Source organism: Streptomyces sp. KPB2, from assembly GCF_003950055.1.
Classification (GTDB): domain Bacteria; phylum Actinomycetota; class Actinomycetes; order Streptomycetales; family Streptomycetaceae; genus Streptomyces; species Streptomyces salinarius.
Map to the genome: position 1 here is coordinate 1315146 of NZ_CP034353.1, position 15562 is coordinate 1330707.

13 protein-coding genes are annotated in these 15562 nt (G+C 74.2%); 3 read left to right on the plus strand and 10 right to left on the minus strand.

Annotated elements, in window-relative coordinates; translation table 11 throughout:
- Positions 1–37: 37 nt before the first annotated feature.
- The 3 genes from D1J63_RS05710 to D1J63_RS05720 form a co-directional block, all read right to left on the minus strand.
- Positions 38–1438, minus strand: a complete 1401-nt coding sequence (locus D1J63_RS05710) for an amino acid permease (RefSeq protein ID WP_125628007.1) — start codon at positions 1436–1438, stop codon at positions 38–40.
- Between the two features lie 80 nt (positions 1439–1518).
- The gene (locus D1J63_RS05715) at positions 1519–3660 is read right to left on the minus strand and encodes a phage holin family protein (RefSeq protein WP_241235518.1); all 2142 of its coding nucleotides are present in this window, start codon (positions 3658–3660) and stop codon (positions 1519–1521) included.
- Between the two features lie 116 nt (positions 3661–3776).
- Positions 3777–4178, minus strand: coding sequence for a hypothetical protein (locus tag D1J63_RS05720; RefSeq protein ID WP_102932455.1), 402 nt, complete (start codon positions 4176–4178; stop codon positions 3777–3779).
- 94 nt (positions 4179–4272) lie between these two features.
- Here D1J63_RS05720 and D1J63_RS05725 point away from each other — a divergent pair, with 94 nt between their 5' ends.
- Positions 4273–5046, plus strand: coding sequence for an MBL fold metallo-hydrolase (locus D1J63_RS05725; RefSeq protein ID WP_164712729.1), 774 nt, complete (start codon positions 4273–4275; stop codon positions 5044–5046).
- Positions 5043–5669, plus strand: a complete 627-nt coding sequence (locus tag D1J63_RS05730) for a VTT domain-containing protein (RefSeq protein ID WP_125628009.1) — start codon at positions 5043–5045, stop codon at positions 5667–5669. The genes D1J63_RS05725 and D1J63_RS05730 overlap by 4 nt, the downstream gene beginning before the upstream one ends.
- Before the next feature lie 38 nt (positions 5670–5707).
- Here D1J63_RS05730 and D1J63_RS05735 read toward each other — a convergent pair whose 3' ends face one another.
- The 7 genes from D1J63_RS05735 to D1J63_RS05765 form a co-directional block, all read right to left on the minus strand.
- Complete coding sequence (locus tag D1J63_RS05735; protein ID WP_125628010.1) at positions 5708–6769, minus strand: MBL fold metallo-hydrolase; 1062 nt, start codon at positions 6767–6769, stop codon at positions 5708–5710.
- The gene (locus D1J63_RS05740) at positions 6766–8013 is read right to left on the minus strand and encodes an aminotransferase class I/II-fold pyridoxal phosphate-dependent enzyme (protein WP_125628011.1); all 1248 of its coding nucleotides are present in this window, start codon (positions 8011–8013) and stop codon (positions 6766–6768) included. Before D1J63_RS05740 ends, D1J63_RS05735 begins: the two co-directional genes overlap by 4 nt.
- Positions 8014–9162: 1149 nt before the next feature.
- Entirely contained in the window at positions 9163–10269 is a 1107-nt protein-coding gene (locus D1J63_RS36880) for a hypothetical protein (protein WP_125628012.1), read from the minus strand.
- Between the two features lie 139 nt (positions 10270–10408).
- Positions 10409–11215 carry an RNA polymerase sigma factor SigF gene (locus D1J63_RS05750; RefSeq protein ID WP_125628013.1) on the minus strand — a complete coding sequence of 269 codons (807 nt, stop codon included), beginning with the start codon at positions 11213–11215 and terminating at the stop codon, positions 10409–10411.
- A gap of 290 nt (positions 11216–11505) precedes the next feature.
- On the minus strand, positions 11506–11922 hold the full coding sequence (locus tag D1J63_RS05755; RefSeq protein WP_102929260.1) for a VOC family protein: 417 nt from the start codon (positions 11920–11922) through the stop codon (positions 11506–11508).
- Between the two features lie 138 nt (positions 11923–12060).
- Positions 12061–12459, minus strand: coding sequence for a helix-turn-helix transcriptional regulator (locus tag D1J63_RS05760; RefSeq protein ID WP_102929259.1), 399 nt, complete (start codon positions 12457–12459; stop codon positions 12061–12063).
- Positions 12460–12528: 69 nt separating this feature from the next.
- On the minus strand, positions 12529–14919 hold the full coding sequence (locus D1J63_RS05765) for an excinuclease ABC subunit UvrA (RefSeq protein ID WP_125628014.1): 2391 nt from the start codon (positions 14917–14919) through the stop codon (positions 12529–12531).
- 243 nt (positions 14920–15162) lie between these two features.
- On the opposite strand from D1J63_RS05765, the gene D1J63_RS05770 reads away from it, so the two are divergent.
- Positions 15163–15561, plus strand: a complete 399-nt coding sequence (locus D1J63_RS05770; RefSeq protein WP_125628015.1) for a DUF2795 domain-containing protein — start codon at positions 15163–15165, stop codon at positions 15559–15561.
- Position 15562 lies beyond the last annotated feature (1 nt).

The following is a 15562-nucleotide window of genomic DNA, read 5'->3' on the forward strand; positions in this document are numbered from 1 at the left end:
CCAGTGTGCGTGCCCGCCGGGGTGCCGCGCAGCCGAATTACGGGGCGCCGGACGTTTCCGCGCGCCGCCTGCGGGCCGCCATCACCGCGTACACGAGCACGCCCGCGAACAGGAACAGCACGCCCTGGTAGACCGCCGCGTAGCCCGCGCCCGCGACGAGCCACAGGGAGAAGGCCGCCGCGACCGACGCGATCACGCCGTCCCGGACCAGGCGCGCCCGGTCGACCTTCTCGCCCTGCCCGGAGAGCAGGTGGAACAGCTGGGCGGCCGTGGCCAGCAGGTACGGCACGGTGGCGGTGAAGGTGGTGACGAGGACGAGGACCTCGAAGACCTTCGCCGAGCCGGACGTGTAGTTGTAGACGGTGAGCAGCGAGGCGAGGACCACGGTGACGCCGACGCCGACGGTGGGCACCCCGCGCCGCTTGCGGGCGAAGACGGCCGGGAAGAGGCCGTCCTTGGCTGCCGCGTACGGGGTCTGGGCGCTGAGCAGGGTCCAGCCGTTGAGGCAGCCGGTCATCGAGACCAGGGCGGCCAGCGCGACGGCCCAGCCGCCCCAGGCGCCGCCGAACATGGCGTTCACGGCGTCCGAGAAGGGAGCGTCCGAGGTGACCAGACGGTCGTGGGCGACGGTGCCGAAGACGGAGAGGGTGCCGAGCAGGTAGACGAGGGCGGCGCCCGCGGTGCCGATGACGGTGGCCCGTCCGACGGTGCGGCGCGGGTCCTTGACCTCGCCGGCGCTGACGGCTGCGGACTCCACGCCCAGGTAGGAGAAGAGCAGGATCGCGGCGGCGGCGGAGACCGCGCCGATGCCGCTGGAGCCGCTGGCGTTGAAGGGGCCGAGGTTGTCCGGGTCGAAGAAGAACAGTCCGCCGACGGCGACGAGCAGCAGCGGCGCGAACTTCAGCACGGTGGAGACGAGCTGGACGGCGCCGACCCAGCGGGTGCCGGCGAAGTTGGCGAGGGCGGGCAGCCACTGGATGACGAGGGCGGCCAGGCAGGCGGTCCAGCGGTGGCCGTTCACCGGGATCAGGACGTCGAGGTAGCCCACGGCGGCGACGGCGAGCGCGGCGTTGGACACCCACGTGGTGATCCAGTACGCCCACGCGGCGAGGAACCCGGCGAAGTCACCGAAGGCGCCGCGGGCGTAGACGTAGGGGCCGCCGGTGCGCGGGTCGCGGGCGGCGAGACGGCCGAAGACCAGGGCGAGCGCGATGGCGCCGACGGTCAGGACGCCGAAGGCGAGCAGGCTGATGGTGCCGAACGGGGCGACGGAGGCCGGGAGCAGGAAGATGCCGCCGCCGATGATGTTGCCCATGACCAGGGCGGTGGCGACGGGGAGCCCGAAGCGGCGGGCGTGCCGGGTGCTCTCGGATACGGGGGCCGCGGGGGTCTCCCGCGGTTCCGGAGCCGGTGGGGGGACGGTCCCGGTGACGTGCATGGGGTGGTGCGCCTCTCATGGAACGGGTCCGGGATCGCCGGACCCGCCCATGGTCGGGCACGGTCCTGCCTTGTTCCAAATCAGGCGCTTTTGTCCTGTACGAACCCGTCCGTGACCGGAAAAGGTGCGCCTTCGACGACGTTGGGCCGTGGATCCTCCGCCTGCACCGGCACCTGGGGGCCGTTCGACTCGCGCAGCCAGTGGCGCAGCACCCGGTGGATGCGCTCGGCGCCGACGAGTTCCTCGCCCTGGCCGGCCGGCGCGGACAGCACGGTCGGGGAGAGCAGGAAGGCGTGCGACTGGGCGCCGCCGAGCCCGCCGTGGGAGCCGATCTGCTCCTCGAAGGCGAGGACCTCGCCGTCGGCCGGGTCGTGGAAGGAGTTGACCATGATGTCCGCGGTGTGCGGGAAGGTATGGGTGCGGCGTACGGCGTCGGCGGCGCCGGGGCCGAAGGGGGCGAGCGGGCCGGGGTCCTCGCCGAGCCGGTCCAGGGGCACCTCCGCACCGCGGGCGCCGAGCACGACACCGCCGTGTTCCTCGCTGCGCACCAGCAGGAAGCCGATGCCGGGATGGTTGGCGAGGGTCGGGAGCAGGGCGGGGTGCCGGGCGTCGATCTCCTCCCGGGACATCCGGTGCGGGACGTCCGGGAAGGAGACCAGGCCCAGGTTGCCGGAGGCCAGCACGATCGGTTCGGAGCGGCGTCCGGTGGGGGTGTCGGCGGGCCGCTGCTGTTCGGCACCCTCCTCGACGGGGCGGTGCAGGGCGGCCCGTACGGTGTTGCGCGCCTCGGCGCCGCTGCGGGTGCGCCGGGCGCTGCGCGGCACGGGCAGTCCGCAGCCGGCCCGCACCAGGTCGGCGAGGGTCAGGCCGTAGCGGGCGCGGAAGGTCTCGCCGGGGCTCTGGCCGTGGTCGGAGAGGACCACGATCCGGTAGGAGCGGGGGGCGTGCTCGGCGACGTTCTCGATCAGGGCGAGGGCCCGGTCGAGCCGCTGGAGGACCTTGGCGGCGTCCCGGCTGCCCGGCCCGGAGTGGTGGGCGACCTCGTCGTAGGCCACCAGGTCGGCGTAGACGGAGGTGCGGCCGGCGAGCATGTCGCCCATCACAGCGGCGACGACGACGTCGCGCTCGACGACGGTCGCGAAGGCGCGGACGAGGGGGTAGAGGCCGCCGCGGGAGACGCGCGGGCGGACCTTGTGGAGGCGGGCGCGGGTGGACTGGCCGATCTCCCGGCACACCTCGGCGACGAAGGACATCGCGGTGCGCACGGCGTTGGCCGGGTCGGAGAAGTAGGCGAAGTAGCCGGCCCGGGAGCGGGTCTCGCGGCTGCGGCGGCGGGCGGCTATGGACAGCACGAGGGCCTGTTCGTCGGCGCCGCCGCCGAACAGGTTGCCGCGGCTGGCGCCGTCGAGGCTGAGCAGACCGCCGTCGCCGGTGCGCTCGACGGCGCGGTACTGGAGTTCGGCGGCGCTGGTCGGGCGGTTGCTGACCATGACCTCGCCGGTGTCCTTCTCGTACCAGCGGAACGCGGGGACGTCGTGGTTGCTGCCGTGCAGGATGCCGAGCTGGCTGGCGCCGGTCTGGCTGGACCAGTCGGTGCGCCAGGGGTCGAGCCGGTGGGTGGCGGAGGTGCCGTCGCGGCCGAGCCAGCGGGCGACGGTGGGCATGACGCCGCGGTCGACGGCGTCCAGCAGGACCTCGTGGCCGACGCCGTCCAGTTGCAGGAAGACGGTGCCGGGTCCGGCCGGGCAGGGCGGCCCGAATCTGCGGCGGCGGTCGGCGAGGCGGTAGAGGCGGCGCCGGTAGGCGTCGTCGTCGCGCACGGCCAGGGCGCCGCCGGTGGCGGAGGCGACGGCGGACATGACGGCGGCCACCACGACCGCCGTCTCGGGGGCGACGCCGCCGCGTCCGGCCGGGTTGACGTCGATCGCGAGGAGCAGCAGCCCGCCGTTGAGGAAGAAGACCAGCAGGCCGAGGACCAGGGCCGGCACCAGGAGCAGCAGGCGGACCATGAGCGGCCAGACCAGGGCGGAGAGCAGACCGAAGGCGCCGGCGCCGACGGCGGCGGTCATGGCGATGTCGGTCGCGCTGTCGCCGTCGGGCGACTGGAGCCGGAAGTCCGGCAGGATCCCGGCGAGCACGAGCATGGTGAGGGTGGACACGGCCCACACCGCGACACTGCGCCCGATCTGGCTGGCGACCCGGCGCCAACGGCCTCCGCTCACGTCCCGCACACCTCACGTCCCCGGCCCGTCGTCCGTGCGGGCCTTCCCCACCCTGCCACAACGCTCCGGAGTGTCCGTTTGTCCCCCCGGGTCCGGTTCACACCCCGGGGTGGTGGTCAGCGGCCGTCGTACCCGGCCGTCGGCATCGACAGCCGGCGGTGCACGCACGCCTTCATCCGGGCGTCGTACGACGGTTCGGCGTGGCCCACGGTCTCCACGCGGACGCCGCGCCGCGCGCACTCAGCGGTGAAGTCGTCGACGGAGGACAGCGCGCTCTCCAGCACCCGGCGACTGGGCGCCACGAACAGGTCCTGCCCGGGACGCACTCCGTCCCACAGGGCGTCGTGGTCGTGCCGCAGCCGGCGCACCAGCAGCTGCCGGGCGACGACGTAGCCGTGCTCGGCGGCCCAGCGGGCGCACATGGCGTGCTGGCTGCGGGAGTCGACCAGGAAGGGATCGTCGTCCAGCTGTTCCAGTGGCGTCAGACTCGCGATCGCCGTCACCCGCACCGGCCCCATGGTGTCCCCCCTCACCTCCCGTCACCTCCCGTTTTCGCCGCCGACCCTACTCCTGGACGTAGGCTTCGGGGAGTCGCGCGAAGGAGGCAAAGAGGTGCCGGTGGAGCTCACGTGGTGGGGTCACGCCACCTGCACGGTCGAGGACTCGGACATCCGCGTGCTCACCGACCCCTTGTTCGTACGCCGGCTCGCCCACCTGCGCCGCAGGCGGGGCGCGGTGCCGCCGCCGGAGGCCTGGCGTGCCGACGTGGCGCTCGTGTCCCACCTGCACGCCGACCACCTGCACGTGCCGTCGCTCGCGCGGCTTGCGCCGGGCACGCGCCTGCTCGTGCCCCGGGGCGCACGACGGGCGGTGCCGGGGCTGCGCCGGCTCGGGCACCTGGAGCTGACCGAGGTGGCGCCGGGCGACGAGACGACCGTCGGCGACCTGCGGATACGGGCGGTGCCCGCGCGGCACGACGGGCGGCGGCTGCCGGTCGGACGGCACCGCGCCCCCGCGCTCGGGTATGTCGTCGAGGGCGAGGCACGGACGTACTTCGCCGGGGACACCGGTCTGTTCGACGGCATGGAGAAGGAGGTCGGGCCCATCGACGCGGCGCTGCTGCCGGTCGGCGGCTGGGGCCCGTACCTGGGTGCGGAGCACCTGGACGCGGGGCGGGCGGCCGAGGCGCTGGCCCGGCTGGCGCCGCGCACGGCGGTGCCGGTGCACTACGGCACGTACTGGCCGATCGGGATGGACGCCGTGCGCCCCCACGAGTTCCACACGCCGGGCCAGGAGTTCGTGCGCCTGTCGGCGCTGCGCGCGCCGGGAGTGGCGGTGCACCGGCTGGGGCACGGCGAGAGTGTGCGGGTGGAGGTCGCGCGGTGAGCTGGCTGGGGGCCGCGACGCTGAACATACCTACGGAGCCGACGCAGCAGGCGCTCGGCTATCCGTCGCTGTTCCTGCTGGTGCTGATCGGGGCGCTGGTGCCGGTGGTGCCGACGGGCGCGCTGGTCAGTTCGGCGGCGGTGGTGGCGATGCACCAGACGCTGCCGTTCGCCATGCTGATGGTCTTCGCGACGGCGTCGCTGGCCGCGTTCTGCGGGGACATGGCGCTGTACTGGCTGGGCCGGCGCGGGGTCGGCTCGAAGAACGGCTCGCGGTGGCTGGAGGCGATCCGGTCCCGGGCACCGGAGGACCGCCTCGAGCAGGCGCAGGAGAAGCTGGCCGAGCACGACGTGGCGGTGCTGGTGCTCTCCCGGCTGGTGCCGGCCGGCCGGATTCCGGTGATGCTGGCCTGTCTGCTGGCGAAATGGCCGCTGCGCCGCTTCGCCCGGGGCAATCTGCCGGCCTGCCTGGCCTGGGCGGCGACGTACCAGCTGATCGGCGTCCTCAGCGGCGCCCTGTTCAGCAAGCCGTGGGAGGGCGTGGCCGCGGCGATCGCGCTCACCGTGCTGGTCAGCGTGGCGCCGGGGCTGTGGCGGCGGTTTCGGGGGCCGGCGAAGGCGTAGGCCGGTGGAGGTGGCCCGACGGGGGCGGGCCGGGTGCGCTATTCCAGCACCCGGGAGGCGCCGACCGGCAGGTCCCACAGTCGTTCGCGGGGCAGGCCGGCCCGCTGCCAGGCGGCGCGTACCCGGGTGAGGGGCTCCAGCACCGGTTCCGCGGAGAGCACGAACGTGCCCCAGTGCATCGGCGCCATGTGGCGCGCGCCGACGTCCTGGGCGGCCCGTACCGCCTCCTCCGGGTCGCAGTGCACGTCGCTGAGCCACCAGCGGGGGTCGTAGGCGCCGATGGGGAGCAGGGCGAGGTCGATGCCGGGGTAGCGGCGGCCGATGCGACCGAACCAGTGGCCGTATCCCGTGTCGCCGGCGAAGTAGACGCGCCGGCCGTCGGGGTCGGTGAGCACCCAGCCGCCCCACAGGGTGCGGCAGGTGTCGGTGAGGCTGCGCTTGGACCAGTGGTGGGCCGGGACGAAGTCGAACCTGACCCCGTTCAGCTCGGTCGCCTCCCACCAGTCCAGCTCGGTGACGCGGGTGAAGCGGCGGCGGTGGAACCAGCGGCCGAGACCGGCGGGCACGAGCACGGGGGTGTCGCGCGGGAGCCTGCGCAGGGTGGGGGCGTCCAGGTGGTCGTAGTGGTTGTGGCTGATGACGACGGCGTCGACTCGGGGCAGGGCGCTCCAGGGGACGCCGACGGGGGTGATCCGCGCCGGGGTGCCGAGGATCCGGCGGGACCAGACCGGGTCGGTGAGCACGGTGAGGCCGCCGATCCGCACCACCCAGCTGGCGTGTCCGGCCCAGGTGACGGCGACGGTGCGGGCGTCCACGCGGGGCAGCGGCCCGGGGGCGCAGGGCAGCCGCGGGACGTCGGCGAGTCCGGCGGGGCCGGGTCTCACCGCCCCCTCACGGGCGAATCTGGCGAGGGCCTTCAGGCCGGGCAGTGGCGCGGTCAGCCGGTCGTGGAAGGTCCGCGGCCACACCCGGTGCTCGGCCGGCGGCCGGGGTGCGGCGAGCGGCGGATGGCCGGGGGCCGCGTGGGTCTCGTCGGCGGCCCTGGGAGTGTTCTCGGCGGACGTGGGGGTGCTCGTGGTCGACCGGGGCTGCTGCGTCATCGAGGGGTCTCCCATCGCTGAGCGTCGCGGAGACCGTCGAAGACCGTCTTCAGACCGGTCAACGCGCGTTGCACGTGTGGCAGTTCCAACGGGTCCGGGGACCGGAGGCATTCCGCCCGCCGCTCGTCGGTGCCCGCGTCGAGCAGGGGGCCGGTGGCGAGCCGGACGCGCAGGGCGGGCAGGTCGTCGCCGAAGCGGTGGCCGCCGGGGGCGGGGACGCCGAGCCGGGCGGTGAGGAAGTCCTCCAGTTCCTGGGCGTCGCCGACGCCCTCGGCGCCGAGCGCGTCGCGCAGCGGACCGAGGTCGGCGTAGAGGTGGCGGCCGGCCTGCGGGGGCCGGGCGGTGGCGCCCGCGGAGACGACGGCCGCGTGCACGGCGGCGGCCACGCGCGCGTGCAGACGTACGGAGGCCGCACGGCGGGTGGTGACCGGTTCGGGTTCGTCGAGCGCGTACCCGGCCGCGGCGGCGACGGGGGCCGCGACGCGGGCGCCGAGCGCGGTGAGCACGTCGAGCACGCGCGCGTGCAGGCCGTTGCCGGCGGCGGACGCGGGGAAGCGGGCGACGGCGGCAGGCCAGGCGGCCGGGAGCAGCGCGCCGGCCAGGTCGGTGACGACGGTGACCCGGTCGGGCAGCATCTCGGCGGGACTGAGGACAACGGTGGCGTGCGGGTCGTGCAGGGTGTCGCGCCAGGTCTCGTCGCTGACCAGGTGCAGTCCCTCGCCGGCGGCGGCCTCGACGGTCTCGTGCAGCAGCTCGGGCGGGGCGACGGTGCCGGTGGGGTCGTCCGCGACGGACAGCACGAGCAGGCGGGGATCGCCGCCCTCGGCGCGGACCCGGCGCACCGTCTCCAGGAGGGCGTACGGGTCGGGTACGCCCCCGGACTCGGCCGGCGTCGGTACGTGGAACACGGGCCGGCGCAGCAGGCGTGCGTACGGTGCCCACCAGGCGGCGCAGGGGCGGGGCACCAGGACGTCGCCGCCCAGCGCGGCGGTCAGCGCCAGCAGCAGGGCGCCCGCGCCGGGGGCGGCGGCGAGGTGTCCCGGGTCGGTGGTCAGACCGCGCCGGTCCCAGTAGCCGCTGGCGGCCTCCAGGAGGGCGGGGGCGCCGCCGGCCGGTTCACCGTGCGGGCGGCCCGCGGCGGCGGCGAGCACGGCGGCCAGCTCGGGCAGCACCGGGAGCCCGTCACCGGGAAAGTGCGGCCCGTAACGAACGGGCCCGTGCCCCACGGCGCCGGGTCGGCCCACGCCGGAAGTACCACCGGAACGCCCCCCGGTGTGGCGCCCCTCGGATCCGCTGCCCGACCCACCGTGTCCGCCGACCGCCCCACCGGAGGCCCCCGCCCCGACACCACCCCGAAGCGCCGGGCCACCACGCCGATCGGGAGCGCCGCCGGACTCTGTCACGGAGTCGCCGGCGCCCGCGACCGAGCCACCGGGCTCCCCGTCCCCACGGCAAGAACCCCTGCCCGAGCCACCACGACCTCTCGCCGAACCCTTGCCCCCCGCTGCCAAGCCTCCGGACTCCCCACCCGACCCCCCAAACCCTCCGACCAAGCTGCTCGACCCCGTGGCCGTACCCATTGGGTCCGTCACCGGACCCCCGACACCCTGGGCGAAGCCACCGGGACCGGTGGGGGAACAACCAACCCCCTCGCCCAGACCACCCGGTCCCCTGGCCGAACCGACCGGACCCTCGCCCAAACCGGCGGGACCCGTCGCCAAGCTGCTCGCCCCCGTGGCGAAGCCGCCGGGACCGGTGGGGGAACGACCAATTCCCCCGTCCAGATCGCCAGATCCCCTGGCCGGGCCGGCCGAAACCTCGCCCAAACCGGCGGGATCCGTGGCCAAGGTGCTCGCCCCCGTGGCGGAGCCACCGGGACCCGTGGGGGAACAACCAACCCCCTCGCCCAGACCACCCGGTCCCCTGGCCGAACCGACCGGGCCCTCGCCCAAACCGGCGGGACCCGTAGCCAGGCTGCTTGCCCCTGTGGCCGTACCCACAGGGTTCGTCGCCGGAACGCCGACACCCGAGGCGAAGGCACCAGGACCCGTCGGGGAACGACCAACTCCCCCGTCCCGACCACCCGATCCCCTGGCCGGGCCAGCCGGAGCCTCGCCCGAGCTGTTGAACCCCGTGGCCAAGCCACCGGCGCTTCGGAGCGCGCCGCCGGACCGCGTGGCCGGGTCGGTCGTACCCGTGGGCGAGCCTTCGGGGTCCGTGCGCCGCATGCGTACCTCCGCGCGGTCCGTGCCGTCTCTTCGTGCCGTGGCCAGTCTCCGTCGGGCCCGTTTCCGGCGGGCCCCGTTGCTCGCTCGCGCTCGCTGATCCCCGTACCCAGCGTGCCGCCCCGCCATGGCTCCGGCTGCGGTCGCGTGTGTCACAGGTGCGCAGGGTCAGCGCTTCCCGGCCTCCCCGCGCAGGTGCAGCCGCAGCCGGTGTGCCGCCGCACCGGCCGCGCCCGCGATCAGGACGCCCCCGGCGACCAGGGCGGGGACGGAGTCGCCGAAGGTGCCGCCGGCACCGGCCCGCACCCCGTGCTCCGCCGACGCGCCGCCGCAGGGCGTGCCCTGGGTGGCGGACTCACCGCGCGGGGCCGTGGGTTCGGGGCACGCGGGCTTGGTGGGGGTGCAGGGCGTGCCGTGCGTGGAGGTCCCCGCGCGGGGAGCGGCGGATTCCTGGCACCCCGGCTTGGTGGCACCCGCACCCGCACCGGTACCGGCACCGGCGCCGCTCTCCTCCGGCACACTCATCGTCGCGCTCCAGGGATCGCCGGCCTCGCCGCCCGAGGAGTCCGGGCAGGCGCCGTCGACGGTCCAGTCGTCGGCGACCCCGGCCGGGTCCTCCGTCTCCGCCCAGTCTTCGGCCCCCGCCGCGTCCCCGATGCCCGCCGCGTCCCCGGTCTCCGCCACGTCCCCGGTGCCCGCCGTGTCCTCCGTCTCCGCCGCGTCCCCGGCCCTCGCCGCGTCTCCGGCACCCGCCGCGTCTCCGGCACCCGCCGCGCCGCCGGTGCCCGCGGTGTCCTCCGGGGGCGCGGCCTCCTTCGGGTCTGCCGAGTTCGTTTCGGGGCGCTCGGACGTGGGGTCCGCGGCGGCTATGCGTGCGGTGCCGCGGTAGGTCGGCCCGGACGTCGTGCCCCCGTCGTCCGCCACCTTGCGCAGCGCGACGGTGCCCTCCTCGAAGGCCGCCGAGGTGGCGTCGAGAGTCGCGGGCGCGGACCCGCCGGTCGGACCGCACGAGACCGAGACGGTGACCGTGTCGCCCGGCGCGGCGGCCGCCGGACTGACCCGCGCGGCGGCCTGACCGGAGGGCGGCGCGACGGCCTCCCCGGCGGACGGCGGAGGTAGGGCGGCCGAGTCGTCGGCGGACGGCGGGGCCAGGGGTTCCCCGGCGTCGGCGGGAGGCGGTGGGACGCCCGGGTCGGCCGCACCGACCCCCGCGCCGACACCGAGGGCGGCACTGGCCAGGACGGCGGCGGACAGGGCGCGGGCGGTGCGGCGCATGGGACGGGCTCCTTCGAGCGACGGCTTGCGGGGCACTGCACTCGCGCCCCTCGGCCATCACAGCCCGGCCGGCCCGGCGCCGCCCGTCACCGTGCGCCGTTCGCGCGAACGGAGGGTCCGGGCGGGTGAGCCCGAGGTTTCACGCCCCCTTCTCGGGTCCCGGTTCCCGCATGACCTGCTCCCGCACCCGGTCGCAGCAGCGGCTGATCAGCCGGGAGACGTGCATCTGGGAGATGCCGAGCTGTTCGGCGATGCGGCTCTGGGTCATGTCGTCGAAGAAGCGCATGTAGAGGATGGCCCGCTCGCGCGGGGGCAGCGCGGCCAGCCGGTCCTTGACGGCCTCGCGGTCGACGACCGTGTCGAGCGCCGGGTCGGGGGCGCCGAGCGCGTCGCCCAGCGAGTAGCCGTCCTCGCTGCCGGGGAGTTCGGCGTCCAGGGACAGGGCCGTGAAGCTCTCCAGCGCTTCGAGGCCGGTGCGGACGTCCTCCTCGCTGAGGTCGGCGCGTTCGGCGATCTCGGTGACGGTGGGCCCGCGGCCGGAGATGGTCTGGGACAGGTCCTGGCGGGCGAAGCGCACCCGGTTGCGCAGTTCCTGGACCCGGCGGGGTACGTGCAGGGTCCACATGTGGTCGCGGAAGTGGCGCTTGATCTCGCCGGTGATGGTCGGCACGGCGTAGCTCTCGAAGGCGTTGCCGAGCTCGGGATCGTACCGGTCGACGGCCTTGACGAGGCCTAGGGCCGCGACCTGGCGCAGGTCCTCGTAGCTCTCGCCGCGGCTGCGGAACCGTCCCGCCAGCCGTTCGGCCATGGGCAGCCATGCCTCGACGATCCGGTCGCGGACCGCGTCACGCTCGGGACCGTCGGGAAGGGTGCCGAGCCTGCGGAAGGCGTCGGCGGTGTCGGGGGCGTCGTCGTGCGGGTGCTTCACACTGGCGTGGATCGGCATGGTGCGTCGCAACTCCCTCGGAGCGCGGGGTCCCGTCGTCGCGCCGGACGAGGGTCCGGTCGGTGCGGCCCGCGGGGGAGGCGACCGTCATGCGGACGGCCTCCGGCGCGTGCGGCGGACGGCACCGGTACGACGACGCGGCCCTGGGGTCGGGCGGTCACCGTGGGAGGACATCCGGCTCCGCTCGGACGCATCCGTGGCGGCGTCGCGCCGCTCCCACGGACGTGCCTCCTGTCCGAAGCACTGACTTTGCGCCTGCCCCCTGCCTCCCACGGCAAACACCCGACTTCTCAGCCCTTGCGCGGCTGCTTGAAGCGCAGCATGTTGCCGGCCGGGTCGCGGAAGGCGCAGTCGCGGACGCCGTAGGGCTGGTCGACCGGCTCCTGGAGGACCTCGGCGCCCGCGGCACGGATGTGCTCGAAGGTGGCGTCGACGTCGTCGGTGGTGAGGATGACGCCGCGCAGGTGGCCCTTGGCCAGGAGTTCGGCCATGGCTGCCTTGTCTGCGGCCGAGGCGTTGGGGTCCGCGAGCGGGGGTTCGAGGACGATGTCCACGTCGGGCTGGGCCGGGGAACCGACGGTCACCCAGCGCATCCCTTCGAAACCGACGTCGCCCCGGACTTCCATGCCGAGCACGTCCCGGTAGAAGGCGAGCGCCTTGTCGTGGTCGTCGACGGCTATGAAGCACTGCGAGAGGTTGATGTCCATGCGCGTCACGCTACGAGCGGTGGCGCGGGCGTCGCTTCTCCGTTCCTGACGGACCAGGGGGTGTCGTTCGGATCAGGCCGGGGTCGCTCGGCCACAAGGCACCGTTGCCTGGAGCCGGCCTGATCCGAACGACACCCCCTAGCCGCCCCGGACCGGCCGGGTGTACACCTTGGCGACGCAGGCCGGGATCGCGGCGCCGTCGGAGTGGTCGCGCTCGCGGTAGGTGCTCGGGCTCTCGCCGACCAGTTCGGTGAAGCGCGTGCTGAACGACCCGAGCGAGGTACAGCCGACCGCGAAGCAGACCTCGGTGACGCTCATGTCGCCGCGCCTGAGCAGCGCCATGGCGCGCTCGATGCGGCGCGTCATCAGGTAGCTGTACGGCGTCTCCCCGTAGGCGGCACGGAAGCTGCGGGAGAAGTGGCCCGCCGACATGAGGGCGACGCGGGCCAGCGCCGGCACGTCGAGCGGTTCGGCGTACTCGCGGTCCATCAGGTCGCGGGCCCGGCGCAGCCGGGCCAGGTCCTCAAGCGTCGTCACCCGACCACGATCCCACGGCACCGGGCACCGCCGGTAGCGCGTTTCCGGCGCCGTGGGCCGCTGCCCGGGTCAGGCGCCGACGTAGGCGGCGAGGTGCTCGCCGGTGAGGGTGGAGCGGTCGGCGACCAGGTCGGCGGGGGTGCCCTCGAAGACGATCCGGCCGCCGTCGTGTCCGGCACCGGGTCCGAGGTCGATGATCCAGTCGGCGTGCGCCATGACGGCCTGGTGGTGCTCGATGACGATGACCGACTTGCCGGCGTCGACGAGGCGGTCCAGCAGGCCGAGCAGCTGCTCGACGTCGGCGAGGTGCAGTCCGGTGGTGGGCTCGTCGAGGACGTACACGCCGCCCTTCTCGCCCATGTGCGTGGCCAGCTTGAGCCGCTGCCGCTCGCCGCCGGAGAGGGTGGTGAGCGGCTGGCCGAGGGTGAGGTAGCCGAGGCCGACGTCGGAGAGCCGCTGGAGGATCTTGTGCGCGGCCGGGGTGCGCGCCTCCCCCGCGCCGAAGAACTCCTCGGCCCGGTCCACGGACATCGCGAGCACCTCGCTGATGTCCCGGCCGCCGAAGCGGTACTCCAGCACCGAGGGCTGGAACCGCTTGCCCTCGCAGTCCTCGCAGGGGGTCGCGACGCCGGCCATCATCGCCAGGTCGGTGTAGACGACACCGGCGCCGTTGCAGGTGGGGCAGGCGCCCTCGGAGTTGGCGCTGAAGAGGGCCGGCTTCACTCCGTTGGCCTTGGCGAAGGCCTTGCGGATGGGGTCGAGCAGTCCGGTGTACGTCGCGGGGTTGCTGCGCCGCGAGCCCTTGATGGGGCTCTGGTCGACGGAGACGACGTCGGCGCCGGCCGGGACGGAGCCGTGGATCAGGGAGCTCTTGCCGGAGCCCGCCACGCCGGTGACCACGCAGAGGACGCCGAGCGGGACGTCGACGTCGACGTCCTGGAGGTTGTGCGTGTTCGCGCCGCGGATCTCCAGGGCCCCGGTGGGCTTGCGGACCGACTCCTTGAGGGTGGCGCGGTCGTCGAGGTGGCGGCCGGTGACGGTGTCGGCTGCCCTCAGCTCCTCGACGGTGCCCTCGAAGCAGACGGTGCCGCCCGCGGTGCCGGCGCCGGGGCCGAGGTCGACGACGTGGTCGGCGATCGCGATGGCCTCCGGCTTGTGCTCGACGACGAGGACCGTGTTGCCCTTGTCGCGCAGGCGCAGCAGCAGGTCGTTCATCCGCTGGATGTCGTGCGGGTGCAGTCCGACGGTGGGCTCGTCGAAGACGTACGTGGTGTCGGTGAGGGAGGAGCCGAGGTGGCGGATCATCTTGACGCGCTGTGCCTCGCCGCCGGACAGGGTGCCCGCGGGCCGGTCGAGGGAGAGGTAGCCGAGGCCGATCTCCGTGAAGGAGTCGAGGGTGTCCCGCAGGGCGGTGAGCAGCGGGGCGACCGACGGCTCGTCGAGCTCGCGGACCCACTCGGCCAGGTCCCGGATCTCCATCGCGCAGGCGTCGGCGATGGAGATCTTCCCGATCTTCGACGAGCGGGCGCCCTCGCTGAGCCGGGTGCCCTCGCACTCGGGGCAGGTGGTGAAGGTGACGGCGCGCTCCACGAAGGCCCTGATGTGCGGCTGCATCGCCTCCTTGTCCTTGGACAGGAACGACTTCTGGATCTTCGGGATGAGCCCTTCGTAGGTGAGGTTGACGCCGTTGACCTTCACCTTGACCGGCTCGCCGTACAGGAAGTCCCGCAGTTCCTTGTCGGTGTACTCGCGGATCGGCTTGTCCGGGTCGACGAAGCCGGACTGGGCGTACACCTGCACGGTCCACTGGCTGTCCGACTTCCAGCCGGGGATGGTGAAGGCGCCCTCGGCGAGCGACTTGGAGTCGTCGTAGAGCTGGGTCAGGTCGATGTCGGAGACGGTGCCGCGGCCCTCGCAGTGCGTGCACATGCCGCCGGTGCGCTGGAAGGTCGCCTTCACCGCCTTCTTGCTGCCGCGCTCGACGGTGATCGCGCCGCTGGCCCGGACCGAGGCGGTGTTGAAGGAGTAGGCGCTGGGCGGGCCGATGTGCGGCTCGCCGAGGCGGCTGAAGAGGATGCGCAGCATCGCGTTGACGTCGGTGGCGGTGCCGACGGTGGAGCGCGGGTCGGCGCCCATCCGCTGCTGGTCCACGATGATCGCGGTGGTGAGGCCGTCCAGGACGTCCACCTCCGGCCGGGCGAGCGTGGGCATGAAACCCTGGACGAACGCGCTGTAGGTCTCGTTGATCAGCCGCTGGGACTCGGCGGCGATGGTGTTGAAGACCAGCGAGCTCTTGCCCGAGCCGGAGACTCCGGTGAACACGGTCAACCGGCGCTTGGGCAGGTCGACGCTGACGTCCTTGAGGTTGTTCTCGCGGGCGCCGTGCACACGGATCAGGTCGTGGCTGTCGGCGACGTGCGATCCGGTCCCCTGCGGGCCCGGCCTCCTGGCGCTGCTCATCGTGTCTCCATCTGTCGGGGGCTCGGTGAAGGGTGACGCCCTCAGTGCCTCGGTGGTCACACGCTAGAGCGGCCACGACGGCCCGCGCTTCTCGATTACTGATTCGTCTCCCGTCCGTCGATCCGCGCACCTGATCCGCGCACCGGCCCGGATGAAATCGGAATGGACCCGTCCGGGTGATTCCGTGTCGGCCCGCGGTGTCCGGGTACGCGGTCCGCACCCCCTGAGGATGTGGAGGGAGACATGCAGCGAGGCAGCGACCGGATGAGCGTCCACCGCGACGACGAGATGAAGCACGAACTGCAGGGTCTGCTCAGGTCCGGGCACCCCACCCGCAGCGAGGAGTGGAACGACCCGGAGCCGGCCGCCGAGGACGATCCGGACGTCATGTACGGACCGGTGACACCGGGCCGCGGACCGACGTACCTGGAGGCGCTGCGGCTGGAGCTGGCCCGGAACCTGACCCGGGGCAGCTTCCCCGCGGGACCGCGGGAACTGACCCGCGCGCTGCGCCGCGGCAACGCGTCGGACGCCCTCGTCGAAGGGCTGGACCGGCTGCCGCACAAGGCGCGCTACGACAACGTCCAGGACCTGGCGGTGGCCCTCACCGAGAGCGGCCGGTCCGGTCCGTCCGGTACCTGAA